The organism is Rhizobium sp. CG4 (assembly GCF_023701965.1).
Lineage (GTDB): Bacteria > Pseudomonadota > Alphaproteobacteria > Rhizobiales > Rhizobiaceae > Agrobacterium.
The window spans coordinates 85,552-104,336 of record NZ_JABAEG010000005.1 but is presented as its reverse complement, the minus strand read 5'-3'; the positions used below and the strand labels follow the sequence as shown (position 1 = coordinate 104,336).

Here is an 18,785-nt window from a genome sequence, read left to right as displayed (position 1 = left end):
CCACCGGTTATAGGAATGGTCATGGAAACGGATGGAAAAAACCTTCGCCGCGGCTGGACCACGGGCACTTGCGCAACCGCAGCGACGAAAGCTGCCTGCGCCGCCCTGTTGACCGGCGATTTTCCATACCCTGTCGAGGTGGAACTTCCAAGCGGTGCCAGACCGGGCTTTTCGCTTGCCACCCATGAAATGGGCACAGATTACGCCCGAGCCGGGGTTATCAAGGATGCGGGTGACGATCCTGATGTCACCCATGGGGCGCTGATTGAAAGCACTGTCAGACGCGGCCAACCGGGAAGCGGAATTGTTTTCAAGGCAGGGCAGGGCGTCGGCGTCGTTACCCGTCCCGGTCTGCCGTTGCCGGTTGGAGAGCCGGCTATAAACCCGGTTCCCCGCAAGATGATGGAAACCGCAATTCATGAAGTCGCCGGTGCCAACGCCGATTTTGAAGTCGAGATTTCCGTTCAGGACGGCGCAAAAATTGCCGAGAGAACCCTGAATGGCAGACTTGGCATTGTCGGCGGCATTTCCATTCTCGGCACCACCGGTGTGGTTATTCCCTTTTCCTGCTCGGCATGGATCCACTCCATCTGGCGCGGCATCGATGTGGCGCGCGCGGCCGGTCTGACCCATGTCCTCGGTGCCACCGGCAATACCTCCGAAAAAGCCGGACAGGCTTTTTACGGGCTGGATGAAATCGCACTCATCGATATGGGCGATTTTATTGGCGGTATGCTGAAATATCTGCGCAGCCATCCCGTTGAAAAAGTGACCATTGCCGGCGGCGTCGCCAAGATGACCAAGCTGGCGCAAGGCATGCTGGATGTACACTCCAAACGTGGCCTTGCCGATCTTGATGCGCTGGCGGCTTTGGCCAGCGAGGCCGGCGCCGAGGCAGCGCTTATCGACCAGATAACTTCCGCCAACACGGTTGCCCATGCGTTTGAAATGGCCGAAACCAACGGTATCGATCTGGGCGCCGTGGTGGCCAAAAAAGCGTGGGTCACCGCTGCAGCGGCGCTGAAGCATCCCGATATGTCGCTGGAAATCCTCGTTTTTGACCGCCTTGGCATAGTCAAGGGCCAAAGTGGCTTCGCCTGCTCGGTTCACGCGTCTGCATTCCCCTTGGGTGAACGGAACCTGCGGACATAGTCTGTGCTGTAAAGCGCGCTTTCACGGAAATCTTCCGAAGCAAGGCCCTTGCCGACAAAGATCAATGCGGTACGCTCAACCGGTTCCTCAGCAAGTTTTGCCTCGATGTCCCCAAGCGTTCCACGGATAATCCGCTCCTCTGGCCAAGAGGCACGCACCACGATGGCCACCGGGCAATCACCGCCATAAAGCGGTGTCAGCTCTTCAACCACCTTGCCAATGGCGTGAATGGCAAGATGAATGGCAAGTGTTGCCCCTGTCGCACCAAATGCCCTAAGGTTTTCCGTCTCCGGCATTTTGGAGGCGCGACCAGACACACGGGTCAACACAAGGCTTTGCGCCACCTCCGGTACAGTCAGTTCCCGCTTTAAGGTGGCCGCTGCTGCTGCAAAGGAGGGCACGCCAGGCGTTACCGTATAATCCAGCCCAAGACGTTCAAGGCGGCGGATTTGTTCACCCATGGCACTCCAGACCGAAAGGTCGCCCGAATGCAAACGCACCACGTCCTTGCCTTCACGGGCAGCCGCAGCATATTCCGCTTCGATTTCATCCAGCGACAAGGCCGCCGTATCAACAATACGTGCGCCGGGCGGGCAATAATCCAGCAACGCCTTCGGCACCAGTGATCCCGCATAAAGGCAGACCGGGCAGGCGGCGATCAGATCACGCCCGCGCACTGTAATGAGGTCTGCAGCGCCCGGACCGGCACCAATAAAATGAACTGTCATTCCTGATCTCCTGACGTGGCAATTGCCACCGTAATCTCATTGATCACCATACGCGGCGCGATAAGTCTTGAATCTGGTCCCAACGCCGCAAGGGCCGAGGCCTCGCTGAGGCTTGGGGAACCGGAATGCGCTTCGCTTACTGCCGAGCGGGTGAGGGTGCGGCTCGCCGCCTGTTCAAAATCTGCCTGCGCCACGACAACAAAGGCCATGTTGCGTATGGTTGCGGCCTCCAGCAAAGCTGGCTCGTCAGCCTTTAACGGTGCCGTGGCGATAAAGTCGATGTTGACCTTATGCTGCCTGGCCGCCTCATCCAACGCCGCCATGACCGCTTCAACGCTGACGCCCTTGCGGCATCCAATGCCCGCAACAATCACGCTGTTTCTCCCGGTTTTACCCAGGACCATTGGGTGACCGGCATGGCCGGACGCCAGCCTTGCATGCTACCGACCGGTGTAGCACGCGATACTTCCAGCCGGATCAGTGAACCGCCAAGCCGGGCTTGAGCGGCCAGCAACACGGCCTCCATTTCCAACGTCACAGCATTAGCGACCAATCGACCACCTGGCTTCAACGCTCTGACTGCGCCATCCAGCACGCCAGCTTCACTGCCGCCGCCGCCGATAAAGATTGCATCCGGCACCGGCAAACCCTCAAAAGCATGAGGTGCAGTACCGATGACAACTTCCAGCCCCGGAACACCAAAGTTTTCGGCATTACGAACAGCGCGTTTTGCCCGCTCCGCATTCTGCTCGATGCCGATGGCCCTGAGGGACGGGTGCGACAGCATCCATTCAATCCCAATGGAGCTGGAACCCGCACCGATATCCCAGAGAACTTCGCCATAACGGGGGGCAAGCGATGACAAAGTCACGGCGCGAATTTCCCGTTTGGTGATCTGGCCATCATGCTCAAACAGGGTGTCGTCGAGACCGCTCGTAAATGGCAAGACACGCGCTGTTTTATGCGCAACCACGTCCACCGCCAGCACATTCAGGGGATCAACATCAGTGAATGAAAATGCAGAGGCCTTTGTTTGCCGTAGTGTTTCACGTGAACCACCCAAGGCCTCGAGCAATGTCAATTCCGAAGTGCCGAAACCAGTCTCCGTCAAAAGCTCCGCCACCAGGGCAGGCGCCTTGTCATCAGATGTCAAAACTATGAGTTTTGCATCCGGCTGCAAATACGGACGGATGAGATCAATCGAACGACCATGCAGGGACACACATTCGACATCCTGTAACGCCCAGCCGAGCCTTGATGCGGCAAGCGAAAACGCCGATGGCGCGGGATAAGAGAGGGTTTCCTCTGCCGCCACATGCCGCAGAAGCGTGACGCCGACCCCGTAAAAGAACGGATCGCCAGAGGCCAACACGCAGACTTTTTTGCCGCGCAGCGCCACGACGTCGGCCATTGCGACATCAAACGGCACCGGCCAGGATTTCGCGTCGCCCTTAATCGCGTCGGCAGCAAGTACAAGATGTCTTTTGCCACCAAACACAAATTCTGCTTCCTCAATGGCAAGACGGGCATTTTGGCTGATGCCATGCAGCCCGTCTTCGCCAATACCGACGATCGAAAGCCAAGGGGTTTGTGCCTTTTCGGTGGAAGCCTGTCCATTTCCGGCATATTCAGAAGCCATGACACGTTCCATTCTTATTCTTGGCGGTACCGCCGATGCCCGTATTCTCTCGGGCAAACTGGCGGAAGAATCCGGCTATCGGATATTGCTTTCTATGGCAGGACGCACTCGCGAGCCTGTCAAACAGCCGGTTCCGGTGCGCATTGGCGGTTTTGGCGGAGCAGATGGTCTTGCTTCCTTTATCATGGAAAATGCGTTTGATCTGCTGATTGATGCGACGCATCCCTACGCCGCACGTATCTCTGCCAATGCCGTTCATGCTGCGCAGCAGGCGCAAGTGCCGCTGATTGCGCTGGAGCGGGCGCCGTGGCAAAGGCAGGTGGGTGACCGCTGGCAGGCCGTTGCCGATGTCAATACGGCGGTCGGCGCAGTGGGCTCCAGCAGCAAGAATGCCTTCCTTGCGCTTGGTCGCCAGGAGCTCTTGCCATTTGAGGCCGCGCCCCAACATCATTACCTGGTCCGCAGCGTCGATCCGGTTGAACCACCTCTCAATGTGCCCGATGCCCGTTACATCACCGCGCGCGGACCCTTTGTACTGGAGGACGAGATTACCATGCTGCGCGATAACCGGATCGACATCATCGTGTCCAAAAATTCCGGCGGCACGGCGGCTTATGGTAAGATCGAAGCGGCGCGGCAGCTGGGCATCGAGGTGGTGATGATCGAACGCCCGCCGCATCCCTGCGCCGCGACGTTGCCCAATATCGAAGCTGCGCTCACCGCCATTAAGCATCAGCTTTCCCTTTTGGAAAACCGTGGTGAATAAACAATCGGTTCTTTGCCATCGCGCATGATAAGCCGGGTTTCTTCGGTACCGACGATAATGCAGGTTGCCATGTCGGCCATATCGCTTGTCGCTTCCGACAGCGGCACAACACGGATACGTTCGTCAACACGCCCTGCCGCACGGCCGAAAATAACCGGCACCGTGCCCGGTAGATGGGCTCGCAACACCTCGAATGCAGTCGACAACTGATGCGGGCGTGCCTTGCTGACCGGATTATAAAACGCCATGACAAAGCCGGCACCTGCCGCCGCAATCAGGCGCTTTTCAATCAGCGCCCAAGACTTGAGATTGTCCGAGAGCGATATTGCGCAGAAGTCATGCCCAAGAGGAGCACCAGCCTTGGCCGCAACCGCCAGCATGGCCGTCACACCTGGCACCACCGAAAATTCAATATCACGCCACGCGTCAGGACCATTTTCAATGGCCTCACAGACCGCCGCAGCCATGGCGAAAACGCCGGGATCACCACCGGATACCACGCAGACATTGCCACCCGCCGCAGCCAGCGTCAGCGCGGCTTCGGCGCGGGAGATTTCCTCGCGATTGTCAGAGGCATGGCGACGCTGATCCGGCCGCAAGGACAGGCGGTCGAGATAGGGAATATAGCCGAAAAAATCGTCTGCCGCTTCCACAGCTGTCAGAGCTTGCGGTGTTATCTGCGCGAGATTGCCCGGACCGAGTCCAACAACGGTAAGACGGCCGCTCATGGACGGTCCTTCCAGCCAGGAACCAGAACAAGCGAAAAATAGGGAGCCGGAGAACTGTCCCGCTCGCGCATCGGAATGGCCGCACTGTTCGCCATCGTGCCACGCTCGACATAAAGCGCGCTCTCCAGCTTGCCTGCCTTTTCCAGTGCCTTGCGAATTTTGGGCAGGTTGCGTCCGACCTTCATGATAACAGCACCGTCAGTGCCAGACAGACGTTCTGCGAGGATGTCTTCCGAGAGCGTGCCAGGCAGGACACTCAAGATATCATCGCCCTGTACCAGTGGAAGACCAGTCATCGACCAGCAACCAGACATCGCCGTGATACCCGCCACCACTTCCACCGGATACGATGGCGCAAGTCGCAAATGCAGATGCATATAGGAACCATAAAACAGCGGGTCGCCCTCTGACAGCACCGCGACATTGCGTCCCTGATCCAGATGAACCGCAATATCCTTGGCAGACTGGTCAAAGAATCCGGATATTGCACCGCGATAATCCTCGCCGTTCTTATCGCTTTCCACCGTAACCGGGTAAACCAGCGGCATCTCGATGGTGCCTGGCCGGATGAAGGCCTCGACAATAGCGCGACCATTGCCGGTGCTGCCTTTTTTGCAGAAGAACGCCAACACATCGGCGGTTTCAATGGCGCGAACGGCTTTCAAGGTCAGAAGTTCAGGATCGCCCGGGCCGGTGCCAACGCCAATCAGCTTGCCTTTGACATTTTCAAGAAGAGCAGCACTCACAGACCCGCCCTCGCGATGGCATTAACCGCGGCAGCAGTCATGGCCGAACCACCCAGGCGTCCCTTGACGATGGCGTAGGGAATACCGAGCGGGCTGACCTCCAAAGCATCTTTCGATTCCGCAGCCCCAACAAAACCAACCGGCATGCCGATGATGGCGGCCGGACGCACTCCGCCCTTGTCCAGCATCTCAAGCAGATAGAACAGCGCGGTTGGCGCGTTGCCAATGGCCACAAGCGCGCCATCAAGCTTATCTGCCCACAGATCGAGCGCTGCTGCCGAACGGGTATTGCCAATCTGTTTGGCGAGCTCAGGCGTGCGCGGATCACGCAAGGTGCAGATCACTTCGTTATTGGCCGGAAGTCGTGCGTGGGTAACGCCACGCGCCACCATCTCAGCGTCACACAAAACAGGTTTGCCAGCCTGCAATGCACCACGCGCCGCGATAACAAAGTCTTTGGAGAAACGGAAGTGCTGCGCGGCTTCGACCTGTCCGCAGGCATGGATCATACGGATCGCAATGTCAGCCTCATCAACTGTGAACGCAGAAAGATCGGCCTCCTCGCGGATAATGGCGAATGAGCGTTCGTAGATGGCATTACCATCGCGGATGTAATCGTAGTCGGTCATCAATTATCCTGTTGGAGCAGCGCGCTGACGGTTTCGCTTCCCAAACGGGAAAAAAATGTACGCGCGTTTTCTCCGGGCTTATGTTCTTTTTCGTAAAGCTGGGCAAGCCGCGAAAGCGCAGCCTTTTGCGCACCAATGGGCAGAACAGCAGTTGGTGGGTCTCCGACACGCGCTGAAAGCCCAAAAGCCAGACCTTCAGCACGGCCGTGAAAAGCCAAAAGCGCTGGTGAGGGGTGTGCACATCCCTTGGCGCAGCCTGATAAATGCAGGGTAAATGATCCGTCCAGTATGGAGCTACATTCAGCAGCTGCATGGTCTGCAAGCGCATGGGTCGGCATGAAGGCTGAACCACAGGCGGGGGCGCCCGGACAGACGGCGATGGCAGATCGGGGATCTCTTGCCATCGTCATAAAACCAGCCTTGGCGGCATAGGCAAGCAACTCTCGGCAATCCGCTTCGCGGCCACAAAATATCAGCGAATGCGATGGTCCAGATCTGACATTTTCCAACCCCAGATTGGTTGCCTGTTGAAAGAGCGATGTCAGAACGTCGGCCGAGATTTGCCCGAATGCCGGTGCAAGTCCAGCGGCAAAGAAACCATCACCCAACGGCATCAGACCGTAAGGCAAATCTACGACGCATCTGGAAGCATCATCAAGATCCCGGTCCAGCAACCGTTCATCGCAGACCGTACGTACGGTAGCGAGATCCAAATCACGTCCACGCGCATCTGGCCCGATTGTCGCAAGGTGCGAAAGCAGATCAATGACCACAGAAGCAGCGTGTTCCTGGCGCAGCAAACCGGCCCTCAAAGCCTTATTTTCCGAACCACCCAGCGTTAGTTGCCAGAATATCTCGCCACTCAGTGTCACGGCCCGCAGACGAATGTCGGCCAGCAGATCACTGAGACTGACATGGCCACCACCGTCCAAGATAACCGACATCTTTGCCGCCAGCCTGTCGTGAAGACCGAGCTTTTCAGCCGATAAACGAATCCGGCTTACGATGTTTCGTGTGTCCGCAATCGCGGTTTGATCGACGCCAACCAGCGGTGACGTTTCAACGGCCAGGCCTTGGCGAATAGGCAAGCCAAGCTGCAAAACATCACGCTCCAACCCAGTCGCACTTTGTGCTGTCAGACCACGAAACTGAAGCCCGCCACGGGCGGTGATATCAACCAGTCCATTGCCGTGCCGGGTGGCCAATGCGCAAAGTGTGACAAAATCCTGCGGAGACACATAACCGGTAAAGGCCACCCGAGACAGCAGCCCGTCACCGGTCTGCATCGGTGCAGACAGTGCCGGACAAACGCCGCGACGCGAAAATGGCTGGACGTCGGAAAGCGGTAATGCACTCATGTCGCCACCCGCATCTGTCGGGATGTGAGCAGCATTTCCAGCTCAGCGTCCACAGCGTTACGACGGCTGTGCCAGAGATTTCGGCGGCGGGCAGAGATAAAGCGCTGCGCCATCACTTCAGCTGCCTGCGGGTTTTCTTGCAGAATGAAATCACGAACCGCCTCATCGCCAAAATAGGCATCATAAAGCGCCTCGATCAGCGATGACGGAACGACATGAGTGGTTTCAGCAAATCCAATCAGTCGATCAACCGTTTCGGCAAATTCAGCAGCGCCACGCGGACCATGCCGCATTTGTCCGGCGATGAACCGTGGATTGACTGCGCGAGCCCGCACCACACGCGTCAAAGCCTGCGCGATGGATCTTGCCCTTGGGCGAGCAGGATCAGTGGTGTCCAGTGCCACGACATCTGCGGCTTGACCAAGTGCGGCCTTGGCAGCCGCAAAACCACCAATAAAGGCGACATCCGATGAACCATCAAGAAGATCCCGCCCGGGATCATCACCAGTATGGATCAGAAATTCAGCCTTTTGCACCTGACCAGCAAAGCCGGTATCCGCAGACACATGCAATCCATCTGCGCCGCCAAAGGCGTGGCTTGCAGCATCCAGATAGATTTGCCCCAATTCATCGCGCTCATCCCAGCGGCCATTTGCCAACTTCTCTTCAATCCCCGCTCCATAAGTGCCGGGTGCAGAACCGAAGATACGCGAGGGAATACGACCCAACGTGACCGCTTCCTCAGCCAGTGGATTATCGCCGGGCGCTTCTTCACGCTGCGCAATCGCCTTGGCCGCAGCATCCAGCAGCGCAATCAGAGCTGGAAACATGTCGCGGAAGAGGCCGGAAATGCGGAATGTCACATCCACTCTTGGACGCCCAAGCGCAGCGGGTGGCAAAACTTCGATGCCAGTCACCCGGCCAGTGGCAGGATCATAGATCGGCCTTGCCCCCATCAGATGCAGAGCTTGCCCGACATCCTCGCCACCATTGCGTAAGGAGGCTGATCCCCAGAGGTCAAAAACCAGATGTTTTGGCCAATCACCGTTGCTTTGCAGATAATGCCGCAGCACCTCTTCACCCGCCATCCGGCCCAGTTCAAACGCCGTTGGTGTGGGCATGGTGCGCGGATCGGCAGCGTAAAGATTGCGCCCGGTCGGCAACACATCCAGCCTGCCACGCGCTGGAGCACCTGACGGGCCGGGGACTATGTGCTGGCCGTCAAGTGCCGCCAACAAAGCAGCTTTTTCCGCGTCTGCACTTTGAGTTCTCAGCGGGTCCTGTTCGCCAGCCACCGTGCGCCCAAACACATGCTGGCCATCCTTGATGGCAAAATCCTTGAGGTCGCAAAGAAAAGCATCAATGCGCGACAGCGCCGTATCGGCATCATCACCCAAGTCAACGCCGGCATCAGCCGCTATGCCCGTATCGCGTGCCTTTTCAACGATCAGTGTGGCCAGTCTATCGCGCCGGCGGCGGTCAAGCCCGTCAGCCTGTGCATATTCATCAACAAGCTGCTCGAGCGCAGCCTGATCCGGCGAAAGACCAGCTTCCACCAGCACGGGTGGAATATGCCCGATGGTTACGGCAGCAATACGCCGTTTGGCGACGGCAGCTTCACCCGGATTGGAAACGATAAATGGATAGATGACCGGCAGGGACCCGGTAACGATTTCCGGAAAACACGCTTGCGACAGCGCAACGGTCTTACCCGGCAACCATTCAAGGGTGCCATGGGCACCAACATGGATCACAGCATGTGCGTCAAGCTTTTCACGCATCCAGGCACCAAAAGCCACCAATGCATGACGCGGAGGCAAGGCAGGATCGTGATAATCAACACGCCGGTCTTCGTTGCGTCCGCGATCAGGAGCAAGTGCGACCGTCACCGCGCCGAAATGCGCTGCTCTAAAATGGAAATGACCATCAGTAACGACATCGTCCAGTGCCGCGTCACCCCAAGTGTCTTGTAAGGCCTGACAAGCAGACGACGGGAGCGATGCACAAAAGGCGGCATAGTCAGCCTGCGAAAGCTCAGCTGTTTCGCCTTCAATACGATCCAGCAAACCGCGTGCGGTGTCAGGGATGTTTTCAACGCGGTAACCAGCATCACTGAGGTCACGCATCATCTCCAGCACGCTCTGTGGCACGTCCAGACCAACAGCATATCCGGTTCGGCCCGGTGCGGCACCGGGATAGTCCGGCATCAGAATGAGGAGGCGTCGATCGGATGGTTCTGCACTCTTGAGCCGAAGAAAAGCTTGGACGCGTGCAGCAACCTGCTCGACGCGATCAGCTTCGGCGACGTTTACCAGCCCTTGCCCACCCTGCGGATCAAGCTGCTTGAACGAGATGACCCCAGCCAGAATGCGCCCGTCCAGCTCTGGCAGCACCACATGCATGGCAAGATCAGACGGGTTGAGACCGCGCATATTGTCGACCCAGCCATCATGACGTGTTGTCGCCATGATGACCTGAAAAACCGGAACGCCCAATCGGTCGAAAAGCGTATCGCCAACATCGTCGGTGTGGCTTGCAAAAGCAGTCGCAGCGATGATTGCTGCAGGTTCCAACAGAGGCAGCTTCTCCTCTAGAAACCGAATTGCCTCAGCGTCCTTCAGGCCGCTGACGAAAATCGGCAATGGCGCAAACCCACGCCTTTCCAAAGCCGCAAACAACGCATCGACAGGCGCGATATCCGCCGCCAGCAACATCGAGCGGTAAAACAACATTGGCAAGACAGGTGCATCGGGAGTAAAGCCATCCAATGCTCGCTCAAGATCGACAAACCCCTCACCGGGTCGGTAGAACCCGGCCTTTGGCAAAGGGTCTGGTACGATCTTAGGCCATGCTTCACCCTGAACCAAAGCGCTCAAACCGGCGGACAGCAGCGCCATATTGGAGCTGCCGCCTTCGCGGAAAAATGACAGGATTGCCGAAAGAGTAGAAGCGTCAACGGTGGACGCCGCTTCCAACTTGTCGTCCCGCTCGCTGCATTCACCGGGCAAAAGGACCAGTTTGATGCCACGTCGCCTAGCCATCAAACCAAGCTGATCGACACCGTAACGCCAACGATCTGCACCGCCGAGAATCCGGATAAGGATCAGTTTCGCCTTTTCCGCCGTCTTCTCAATCCAAAGATCGACAGACATGGGATGGCGAAGTTCGGACAGGTTGGCAGAGACGAGCGAGAGAGAGCCAGTACATGTCTGCTTCCAACCACGCTCCAGACCTGCCAGATCGCTGCTAGAAAAAGATAACACCACCACATCCGCCTGTGGCTGGTTGAGATCAACCGGCTCGATCAGGTCGTCGAGAGACGAAGATGTGGTGGCGAGAATATGCATGGATCAGGCCGCAAGCATCTTTTCGATTTTTGCGCGATCGATACCCTTTTCACCAATGACAACCAGACGGCTGCGGCGGGTTTCGCCTGCTGCCCATGGGCGATCAAAATAATGATTGACGCGCGAACCTACTGCCTGCACCTGCAGGCGCATAGGCTTGGCGGAAACCTCGACAAATCCCTTGATGCGCAGCACGTTTTCCGCAGCAGCTGTTTCAGCAATACGGGACGCCAGAGCTTCCGGGTCACTTACCGCCGACAATTCCACAACGAAGCTGTCGAACTCGTCGTGATCGTGGTCTTCTTCCTCATCGTGATGGGTATGGCGATTTTCAATGTCGTCTTCCACAGCAAGACCAAGACCGATCAGGACAGCGGGATCAATGGCGCCATTGGACGCTACAACGATCTTTGCAGCCTTGGGCAGATGTTCGCCAATATGCGCCTTGGCGCGTTCCAGACCTTCGGCATCCAGCAGATCGCCCTTGGTCAGGACGATAAGGTCAGCGCAGGCAATCTGGTCTTCGAACACTTCTTCAACTGGATCATCATGGTCAAGCGCCTCGTCATTGGCACGCTGGGCAGCAAGAGCATCCAGATCATGCGAGACCATGCCTTCTGCGAGTGCAGCACCGTCGGCAACAGCGATAACAGCATCCACCGTGACGCGGCTTTTGATTGCCGGCCACTGGAACGCCTGCACCAGAGGCTTCGGCAGGGCAAGGCCGGAAGTTTCGATCAAAATATGCTCCACCTTCGGCTGGCGGCTGAGTATCTGCTCGATCGCTGGCTGGAAATCATCGGCAACCGTGCAGCAAATGCAGCCATTTGCCAGTTCAACGATGTTTTCTTCTGGGCAGCTTTCGATACCGCAGCCCTTGAGGATTTCGCCATCAATGCCAACATCGCCAAACTCATTGACGATAATCGCAAGACGCTTGCCTTCCAGTTTTTCCAGGAGACCACGCAAAAGCGTGGTTTTTCCAGCACCCAGAAAACCGGTGACGATGGTGCAGGGAACACGGTCCAGCGAATTGCTCATGATTTTTCCTCTGTGTAATCAAATGGTGGAGTACGGGCAATCATGCCACGTTTCAAACTGTCGGGACGTCCGCGCCAAGGCATAAGACCGTCCGGCGCACTGGCAAGCAATTGCGCGCCGATCAGCAGGTCGTCAGCATCGTCTTGTGCAAGGCCGCCAAAAATATAGGACCAGCCATCAACACTGCGAATACTGGCGCTCAAACCACGCTTGCAATTGGCAAGACAATTGACGCTACGTACCTCGATGCCAACATCCTGGGCCTTCGCGATAGCGGCAGATGACAAAAGCGCGCCGGGGCGGGGATCGGCATTCGGATCGTCCTCGCTGCGACAGTTTCGGCAGACAAATACGACGACACCATCAGCGGTGCCGTTTTGTGTTTTACCATCAGGGCAGGGTGATGTTGCCGTAATATCCAAATCCGTATTCGCTTTCCGCGCCTTCAAAAAAATCATGGGTGCGGTTATCGAAAACGGCAATTCATCGCGATGATAGCCAGATATTCGATCGGTTCGACTGACCGGAGCACCCCGCCCGACAGACGTATTTTCCTGAAACGGCAGGTCTCCTGGCTTGCGGCTTATGGCGCCCGTGTCGCCGCCTTCCCGAACATATGTCCAGTGGCGTTTCGGCGTGGGCTGACCGCTTACAGTTGCGGGGGCAGCCACGGAGTGGCCCGTCAAATCGGGGCGGAACCGTGTTCCCTCTTAGCTTTTCCCGTTGCCGGAAAAAGACCGTCAGTGATTTACACTTAGGCGCAACCGCTGCTGCGGTCAATGCAAAGCCCACATGCCGCCAGCATTGCCGGGTGAGGCAAATTGGCTATAGTCGCCGCTTCGCAAATAGCAGATAAGCGTTTTTTAGACGTAGCAATGACAGGAAAACCGCCATGACCCGCGAGATTACCGAAACTGAGGCCGAGCGTCATCGCCAAAAAATGGTCAATCGCAAAGCCGTCCAGGATGCCGAAGTCGCGGAAAAAACGGTCGAAAAAGGGCTTTTGATCATCAACACTGGACCGGGTAAAGGCAAGTCTACCGCGGCCTTCGGTCTGGCGCTGCGCATGCTTGGCAATGGCCGCCGCGTCGGCGTCGTGCAGTTCATAAAGGGCGCTTGGGCGACCGGTGAACAACAAGCCTTGACTCTGTTCGGAGACCGCGTCGAATGGCGCACCATGGGCGAAGGTTTCACGTGGGACACTCAGGATCTGAAGCGCGATATCGCCGCAGCCGCCAAGGCATGGGCGGAAGCAAAGACGCTTATGGAAGACAAAACGATCGGACTTCTTGTCCTCGACGAGTTGAACATTGCTCTCCGCTATGAATATCTCGACCTGAACGACGTGATCGAGACATTGCAGAACCGTCGCCCCGATTTGCATGTTGTCGTCACCGGCCGTAACGCCAAGCAGCCGTTGATCGATGCTGCCGATATGGTGACTGAGATGACACTGGTGAAGCATCATTTCAAGGCTGGCGTCAAAGCCCAGGCCGGTATCGAGTTTTAGGATAAAACCACATGGCAGCACGCGTTCTGATGTTTCAGGGCACCGGCTCTGATGTCGGCAAATCGCTTATGGTCGCAGGCCTTGCCCGCGCCTTTGTCAAACGTGGCTTGTCGGTGCTGCCATTCAAACCTCAAAACATGTCCAACAATGCTGCTGTGACCGCTGACGGCGGTGAAATTGGCCGCGCCCAGGCACTACAGGCGCGAGCTGCCGGCGTTCCTCTGTCTGTTCACATGAACCCAGTACTGTTGAAGCCGCAAAGCGAAACCGGTGCGCAGGTGGTGGTGCAGGGAAAGGTCATTGGCAATGCTAAGGCTGCCGATTACCAGCATATGAAGGCAGGCCTGATGCCGCAGGTGTTAGAGAGTTTGGAACGTCTGAAATCACAAGCTGATCTGGTGCTGGTCGAAGGTGCCGGCAGTGCTTCCGAGGTCAATCTGCGCGCCAATGATATTGCCAATATGGGATTTGCCCGTGCCGCCGATGCACCTGTCATCCTGATCGGCGACATTGACCGAGGGGGCGTTATCGCCAGCCTCGTTGGCACCAAAACGGTTTTGGACCTAGATGATGCAGTGATGATTGAGGGATTTATTGTCAACCGTTTCCGTGGCGATCCAACACTGTTCGACAATGGAATGCGGATCATTGCCGACAAAACCGGATGGCGCAGCATAGGCCTTCTGCCTCACTTTGCCGACGCGCAACAGCTACCGGCCGAAGACGCGCTTGGCCTGAGTGGGCCCGCCACACAAAAGCGGGGCGCAAAAATCCGTATTGCAGTGCCGATCCTGCCGCATATTTCCAATTTTGATGATCTTGATCCTCTCGACATGGAAGAGACCGTCGAACTTATCAGGGTAAGACCCGGACAGACCATTCCAGCCGATTGCGCGCTGGTTCTCCTGTGCGGATCAAAGTCGACAATTGCTGATCTGGAAGTGCTAAAAAAGTCCGGGCTTGATATCGATATCAAGGCTCACGTCAGACGAGGCGGTTATGTGCTGGGCCTGTGTGGCGGCTATCAGATGCTGGGCAACACAATCGCCGACCCGAAGGGCATCGAAGGACCGCCAGCCTCGGTCGAGGGTTTGGGCCTGCTTGATGTCGACACCGTTTTGACAGGCGATAAACGCCTCGCCTCGGTGACCGGTTCAAGTTTCGACGGTACTTCATTCTCCGGCTATGAAATGCATGTCGGCGTCACCACTGGTAAAGACTGTGACCGACCGTTTTCATCTGTCGATGATCACATTGAAGGGGCGCTTTCACCGGCGGGGCGTGTTTTTGGCACTTACATCCACGGTCTTTTTGCCGATGATCGACAAAGAGGCGTATGGCTGGAGCGGTTAGGTGGCAGCAGTTCGACACTCAATTACGAACAGCAGGTTGATGAGGTTCTTGATCGATTGGCGGCCCATATGGAAGCCCACCTCGATCTGGACGGACTTTTGGCTATCGCCCGATAACAAGAACCAGACAGCCAAACAGCGCAATCAGCAATCCATCGGCGATCCGTGTCAGCTTCAACGCGCGACGAATGTCGGCGGCCGTCAAGTCACGACGTCCACCTCTGCCCATAAAACGTGCCTCGATCATCTGACCATCATAAGAACGCGGGCCAGCAAGCGCGTAGCCCAAAGCACCGGCCAGAGCCGCTTCCGGCCATCCCGCATTGGGAGAGCGATGATGATGCGCATCACGTTTGATGGCATTCAGCGCCCGCTTGGGAGACGCATCCTTTACGAACACGGCAGCGACTACGAACAGATAACCAGTCAGACGTGAGGCTGGCAGATTGACCAGGTCATCCAGCTTGGCTGATGCCTTGCCGAAGGCTTCATAACGCTTGTTGCGGTGGCCGATCATGCTGTCAGCCGTGTTGATAGCCTTATAGGCTGCCCCCCCGGGCAAACCCAACATGCCGATCCAGAAAGCGGGAGCAACGATGCCATCCGAAAAATTTTCAGCCAGACTTTCAATTGCCGCACGGCATACGGCCGCTTCGTCAAGCTGATCCGGGTCGCGGCCGACAATCATCGACACGGCTTTGCGACCACCTTCCAACCCTTCGGTTTCAAGTGCGACTGCAACCGCCTCGACATGCTGCTCAAGGCTTTTCTGTGCAGGCAATGCAGCGCAAACGATCGCCACAAACAAAAGGCCAACGGGCAGAAGAAACAAAACGGACTGCACCAGCGATGCCAGAAAAATCGTCACAACCAGCAAAACAATCACCGTCGTCATACCCATGACTTTTCGTTTTGCAAAATCGTCACTCTCCCGGTTCCATTTTTTATCGAGGAGCGCAATAAACGAACCAACCCATGTCACGGGGTGCCCGATACGGGCAAAAAGCCAGTTCGGATAACCGGTGAACCGTTCGATCAGCAGCGACAGGAAGGCGAGAGCGAAAAACATGGACAGTCCAATAGCAGAAAAGATTGAGCCTGTGATCCTGCACGGTGGAAATCTTGCCCGCGCCCGTAGCCTGTTTCCACAGGCGCCAGCCCCCTGGATCGATCTTTCGACCGGCATCAATCCAATTTCCTATCCACATTCGCCCATTCCGGCAGAGGCTTTTTCGCGTCTGCCAGAACCGGCATTGGCAGAGATCCTTAGAGAACGCGCTGCACGCGCCTATGGGGCGCCCTCTGCTGCCCACGTTGCGGCGGCACCGGGCACGCAAATCTTGCTGCCGCTGGTTTCTGAGCTGGCAAAAAAATCGGCCAAACCAAAAGCCGTTATTCTGTCACCTACCTATGCCGAACATGCCCGCGCTGCACGATTGAATAGCTTTGAGGTGATCGAGACGGATGACTTTGCGACGCTTTCAACCGCGGATCTCGCCATCGTCGTCAATCCAAATAATCCGACCGGTCGCGTTATCTCGAAGTCAGACCTTTTAGCGCTGGCCACAGCATTGAAGGAAAAAGGTGGCACGCTGATTGTCGATGAGGCATTTGGTGACGCTGGCGACGGTTATGAGAGCTTGTGCGGTGATGTCGATCAGGGCGGTATTGTTGTATTGCGCTCATTCGGCAAGTTTTACGGCATGGCCGGTTTGAGACTGGGCTTTGCAGTGACAACACCACAGACCGCTGGCCTGTTGGAAAACCGTCTCGGTCCCTGGGCCATTTCCGGTCCCGCGCTCCACATTGCCACGGAAGCATTGAACGACAAACACTGGCAGGTGGATATGCGCCTGCACCTTCGGCAAAAGTCCGAACGACTGGATGAAGTGCTGGGCGCTGCCGGCCTGACGGTATTAGGTGGCACCAATCTCTTCCGGCTGGTCCGCCATGAAAATGCAGGCAAGATTTTCAGCCATCTTGGCGAACATGGCATTCTGGTGCGCGCCTTTGAAGAGAGACCGCAAGATTTGCGTTTTGGACTGCCGGGACGCCAGGAAGAATGGCAGCGGCTTCGTGATGCCTTGAAAGGCATGTAATAGAAAATCCCCGGTCAGAACCGGGGATTTTGTTGACTTAATCAGTATCAACCCTTGAAAGTATATTCCGCAATCGACGCGGGCTTCATTTCAATGGAAAAGCCCGGTAATTTTGGCGGCATATAGGCAGCCTCACGGATATCGCAGGGCTCGATGAAGTGCTCATGCAGGTGGTCGACATATTCGATGACGCGGCCTTCCTTGGTGCCGGAAACCACCAGATAGTCGATCATCGACAGGTGCTGAACATATTCGCAAAGACCAACGCCACCGGCATGCGGCCAGACCGGCAGATTGTATTTTGCAGCAATCAGCAACACGGCCAGAACTTCGTTCAGACCGCCCATACGGCATGAATCGATCTGCACCACGTCAATCGCACCTTCAGCGATGAACTGCTTGAACATGATACGGTTCTGGCACATTTCACCAGTCGCAACCTTCACATCGCCAATCGCCTGACGGATCTTGCGGTGGCCGGCAATATCATCCGGGCTGGTTGGCTCTTCGATGAAGAACGGCTTGGAGAAGGCCAGCTTGTTGACCCACTCGATTGCCTGATCAACTTCCCAGACCTGGTTGGCGTCGATCATCAGATAACGATCCGGACCAATCACTTCACGTGCAATGGTCAGACGGCGGATATCGTCTTCCAGATCACGGCCAACCTTCATCTTAACGTGGTTGAAACCGGCATCGATGGCTTCCTTGCAGAGACGACGCAACTTGTCGTCGTCATAACCCAGCCATCCGGCAGAGGTCGTGTAGCAGGGATAACCTTCATTTTTCAGCGTCTCAACACGGGCCGCTTTACCGGCTTCCGCCTTCTTGAGAATAGCCAGCGCATCTTCACGCGACAAAACGTCGGTCAGGTAACGATAGTCAACGATATCTGCGATTTCTTCTGCGCTCATATCGGCGACCAGCTGCCAGACCGGCTTGCCAGCCTGCTTGGCCAAGAGATCCCAGACGGCATTGACGACTGCACCGGTGGCCAGATGCATGGCACCCTTATCCGGACCGATCCAGCGCAGCTGGCTGTCGCTGGTCAGGTGACGCCAATATTGACCTGGGTTTTCCAAGACCTTGGCAAGGTCGGTACCAATGACGAGATGGCTCATCGCCTTGATCGCCATGCAGCAAATGTCATTGCCGCGGCCGATGGTGAAGGTCAGGCCGTGGCCTTCCAGACCATCCGTATCGGTTTTCAGCACCACATAGGCTGCCGAATAATCCGGATCGGGGTTCATGGCGTCCGAACCGTCGAGGCTCTGGGAGGTCGGGAAACGCAGGTCGTATACTTTAAGGTCGGTAATCTTGGTCATGGCCGGTTACTCGCGGTCAGGGAAAATAAAGGTTCTCAGTCGTGGTGGAATGTTTCTTCCATCATAGCCCACCACTCTCCATCCTTGCGGCTTTCAAGCGGTTGCTGACAGGGAATGGTGAAAGACCACCATTCCTGATTTTTGGGGTCGGCAGCGATACGGGCCATATCGGCTTCATAATCCGTGCCGTGATATTCCCAGTATCCGAAAAGCAGGTTCTCCGGCTCGCGCAGGAAGATCGTGTAGTTGCGGATATTGCTTTTGCTGATCAGTTCCAGAACTTCCGGCCATACCGCAGCATGAAGCCGCTTGTATTCCGCAATCATGTCCGGCTTGACGCCAATGACCATGCCCATGCGCTGCAT

At 56.6% G+C, this 18,785-nt stretch carries 18 protein-coding genes and 1 riboswitch; of the genes, 5 read left to right on the top strand and 13 right to left on the bottom strand.

Translation table 11 applies throughout. The features are described 5' to 3' along the window. Positions 1–21: 21 nt before the first annotated feature. A complete protein-coding gene (locus HGO37_RS15885) occupies positions 22–1,152 on the top strand; it encodes a cobalt-precorrin-5B (C(1))-methyltransferase (protein ID WP_250984172.1) in 1,131 nt (376 codons plus the stop codon). On the opposite strand, the gene cobM is transcribed toward HGO37_RS15885, so the two are convergent. The 3 genes from cobM to cbiE are packed head-to-tail and all read right to left on the bottom strand — an operon-like array spanning position 1,107 to position 3,519. Continuing rightward, a complete protein-coding gene (cobM, locus tag HGO37_RS15880; RefSeq protein WP_250984171.1) occupies positions 1,107–1,880 on the bottom strand; it encodes a precorrin-4 C(11)-methyltransferase in 774 nt (257 codons plus the stop codon). The genes HGO37_RS15885 and cobM overlap by 46 nt on opposite strands. Further along, the gene (locus HGO37_RS15875) at positions 1,877–2,254 is read right to left on the bottom strand and encodes a cobalamin biosynthesis protein (RefSeq protein WP_250984170.1); all 378 of its coding nucleotides are present in this window, start codon (positions 2,252–2,254) and stop codon (positions 1,877–1,879) included. The genes cobM and HGO37_RS15875 overlap by 4 nt, the downstream gene beginning before the upstream one ends. After that, positions 2,251–3,519 (bottom strand): precorrin-6y C5,15-methyltransferase (decarboxylating) subunit CbiE, encoded by a 1,269-nt coding sequence (cbiE, locus tag HGO37_RS15870; protein ID WP_250984169.1) that lies wholly within the window; start codon positions 3,517–3,519, stop codon positions 2,251–2,253. Before cbiE ends, HGO37_RS15875 begins: the two co-directional genes overlap by 4 nt. Here cbiE and HGO37_RS15865 point away from each other — a divergent pair. Then, positions 3,518–4,285: a cobalt-precorrin-6A reductase gene (locus HGO37_RS15865; RefSeq protein WP_250984168.1), complete on the top strand. Its 768-nt coding sequence runs from the start codon at positions 3,518–3,520 to the stop codon at positions 4,283–4,285. The two genes, cbiE and HGO37_RS15865, sit on opposite strands and share 2 nt — an antisense overlap. Here HGO37_RS15865 and HGO37_RS15860 read toward each other — a convergent pair. The 7 genes from HGO37_RS15860 to HGO37_RS15830 are packed head-to-tail and all read right to left on the bottom strand — an operon-like array spanning position 4,252 to position 12,556. After that, a complete protein-coding gene (locus tag HGO37_RS15860; protein WP_250984167.1) occupies positions 4,252–5,013 on the bottom strand; it encodes a precorrin-3B C(17)-methyltransferase in 762 nt (253 codons plus the stop codon). The genes HGO37_RS15865 and HGO37_RS15860 overlap by 34 nt on opposite strands. Next, the gene (locus HGO37_RS15855; protein ID WP_250984166.1) at positions 5,010–5,759 is read right to left on the bottom strand and encodes a precorrin-2 C(20)-methyltransferase; all 750 of its coding nucleotides are present in this window, start codon (positions 5,757–5,759) and stop codon (positions 5,010–5,012) included. The genes HGO37_RS15860 and HGO37_RS15855 overlap by 4 nt, the downstream gene beginning before the upstream one ends. After that, on the bottom strand, positions 5,756–6,388 hold the full coding sequence (locus HGO37_RS15850; RefSeq protein ID WP_250984165.1) for a precorrin-8X methylmutase: 633 nt from the start codon (positions 6,386–6,388) through the stop codon (positions 5,756–5,758). Before HGO37_RS15850 ends, HGO37_RS15855 begins: the two co-directional genes overlap by 4 nt. After that, entirely contained in the window at positions 6,388–7,746 is a 1,359-nt protein-coding gene (cobG, locus tag HGO37_RS15845; protein ID WP_250984164.1) for a precorrin-3B synthase, read from the bottom strand. The genes HGO37_RS15850 and cobG overlap by 1 nt, the downstream gene beginning before the upstream one ends. Further along, positions 7,743–11,093, bottom strand: a complete 3,351-nt coding sequence (cobN, locus tag HGO37_RS15840; protein WP_250984163.1) for a cobaltochelatase subunit CobN — start codon at positions 11,091–11,093, stop codon at positions 7,743–7,745. Before cobN ends, cobG begins: the two co-directional genes overlap by 4 nt. A gap of 3 nt (positions 11,094–11,096) precedes the next feature. Then, on the bottom strand, positions 11,097–12,134 hold the full coding sequence (cobW, locus tag HGO37_RS15835) for a cobalamin biosynthesis protein CobW (protein ID WP_192490566.1): 1,038 nt from the start codon (positions 12,132–12,134) through the stop codon (positions 11,097–11,099). Next, positions 12,131–12,556, bottom strand: coding sequence for a DUF1636 family protein (locus HGO37_RS15830; protein ID WP_250984162.1), 426 nt, complete (start codon positions 12,554–12,556; stop codon positions 12,131–12,133). Before HGO37_RS15830 ends, cobW begins: the two co-directional genes overlap by 4 nt. Positions 12,557–12,678: 122 nt before the next feature. Continuing rightward, positions 12,679–12,891: riboswitch (cobalamin riboswitch) on the bottom strand. A gap of 135 nt (positions 12,892–13,026) precedes the next feature. Here HGO37_RS15830 and cobO point away from each other — a divergent pair. Continuing rightward, positions 13,027–13,644: a cob(I)yrinic acid a,c-diamide adenosyltransferase gene (gene cobO, locus HGO37_RS15825; RefSeq protein WP_250984161.1), complete on the top strand. Its 618-nt coding sequence runs from the start codon at positions 13,027–13,029 to the stop codon at positions 13,642–13,644. Positions 13,645–13,655: 11 nt separating this feature from the next. Continuing rightward, positions 13,656–15,113, top strand: coding sequence for a cobyric acid synthase (locus HGO37_RS15820; RefSeq protein ID WP_250984160.1), 1,458 nt, complete (start codon positions 13,656–13,658; stop codon positions 15,111–15,113). Here HGO37_RS15820 and cbiB read toward each other — a convergent pair. Then, positions 15,100–16,065 (bottom strand): adenosylcobinamide-phosphate synthase CbiB, encoded by a 966-nt coding sequence (cbiB, locus tag HGO37_RS15815; protein ID WP_250984159.1) that lies wholly within the window; start codon positions 16,063–16,065, stop codon positions 15,100–15,102. The two genes, HGO37_RS15820 and cbiB, sit on opposite strands and share 14 nt — an antisense overlap. Between cbiB and cobD the strand changes: the two genes are divergently transcribed. Continuing rightward, positions 16,064–17,095, top strand: a complete 1,032-nt coding sequence (cobD, locus tag HGO37_RS15810; protein WP_250984158.1) for a threonine-phosphate decarboxylase CobD — start codon at positions 16,064–16,066, stop codon at positions 17,093–17,095. The genes cbiB and cobD overlap by 2 nt on opposite strands. 47 nt (positions 17,096–17,142) lie before the next feature. Here the strand turns inward: cobD and HGO37_RS15805 are convergent, their stop codons facing one another. After that, positions 17,143–18,420 (bottom strand): L-fuconate dehydratase, encoded by a 1,278-nt coding sequence (locus HGO37_RS15805; RefSeq protein WP_250984157.1) that lies wholly within the window; start codon positions 18,418–18,420, stop codon positions 17,143–17,145. 35 nt (positions 18,421–18,455) lie between these two features. Then, entirely contained in the window at positions 18,456–18,785 is a 330-nt protein-coding gene (locus tag HGO37_RS15800) for an L-rhamnose mutarotase (RefSeq protein WP_192490573.1), read from the bottom strand.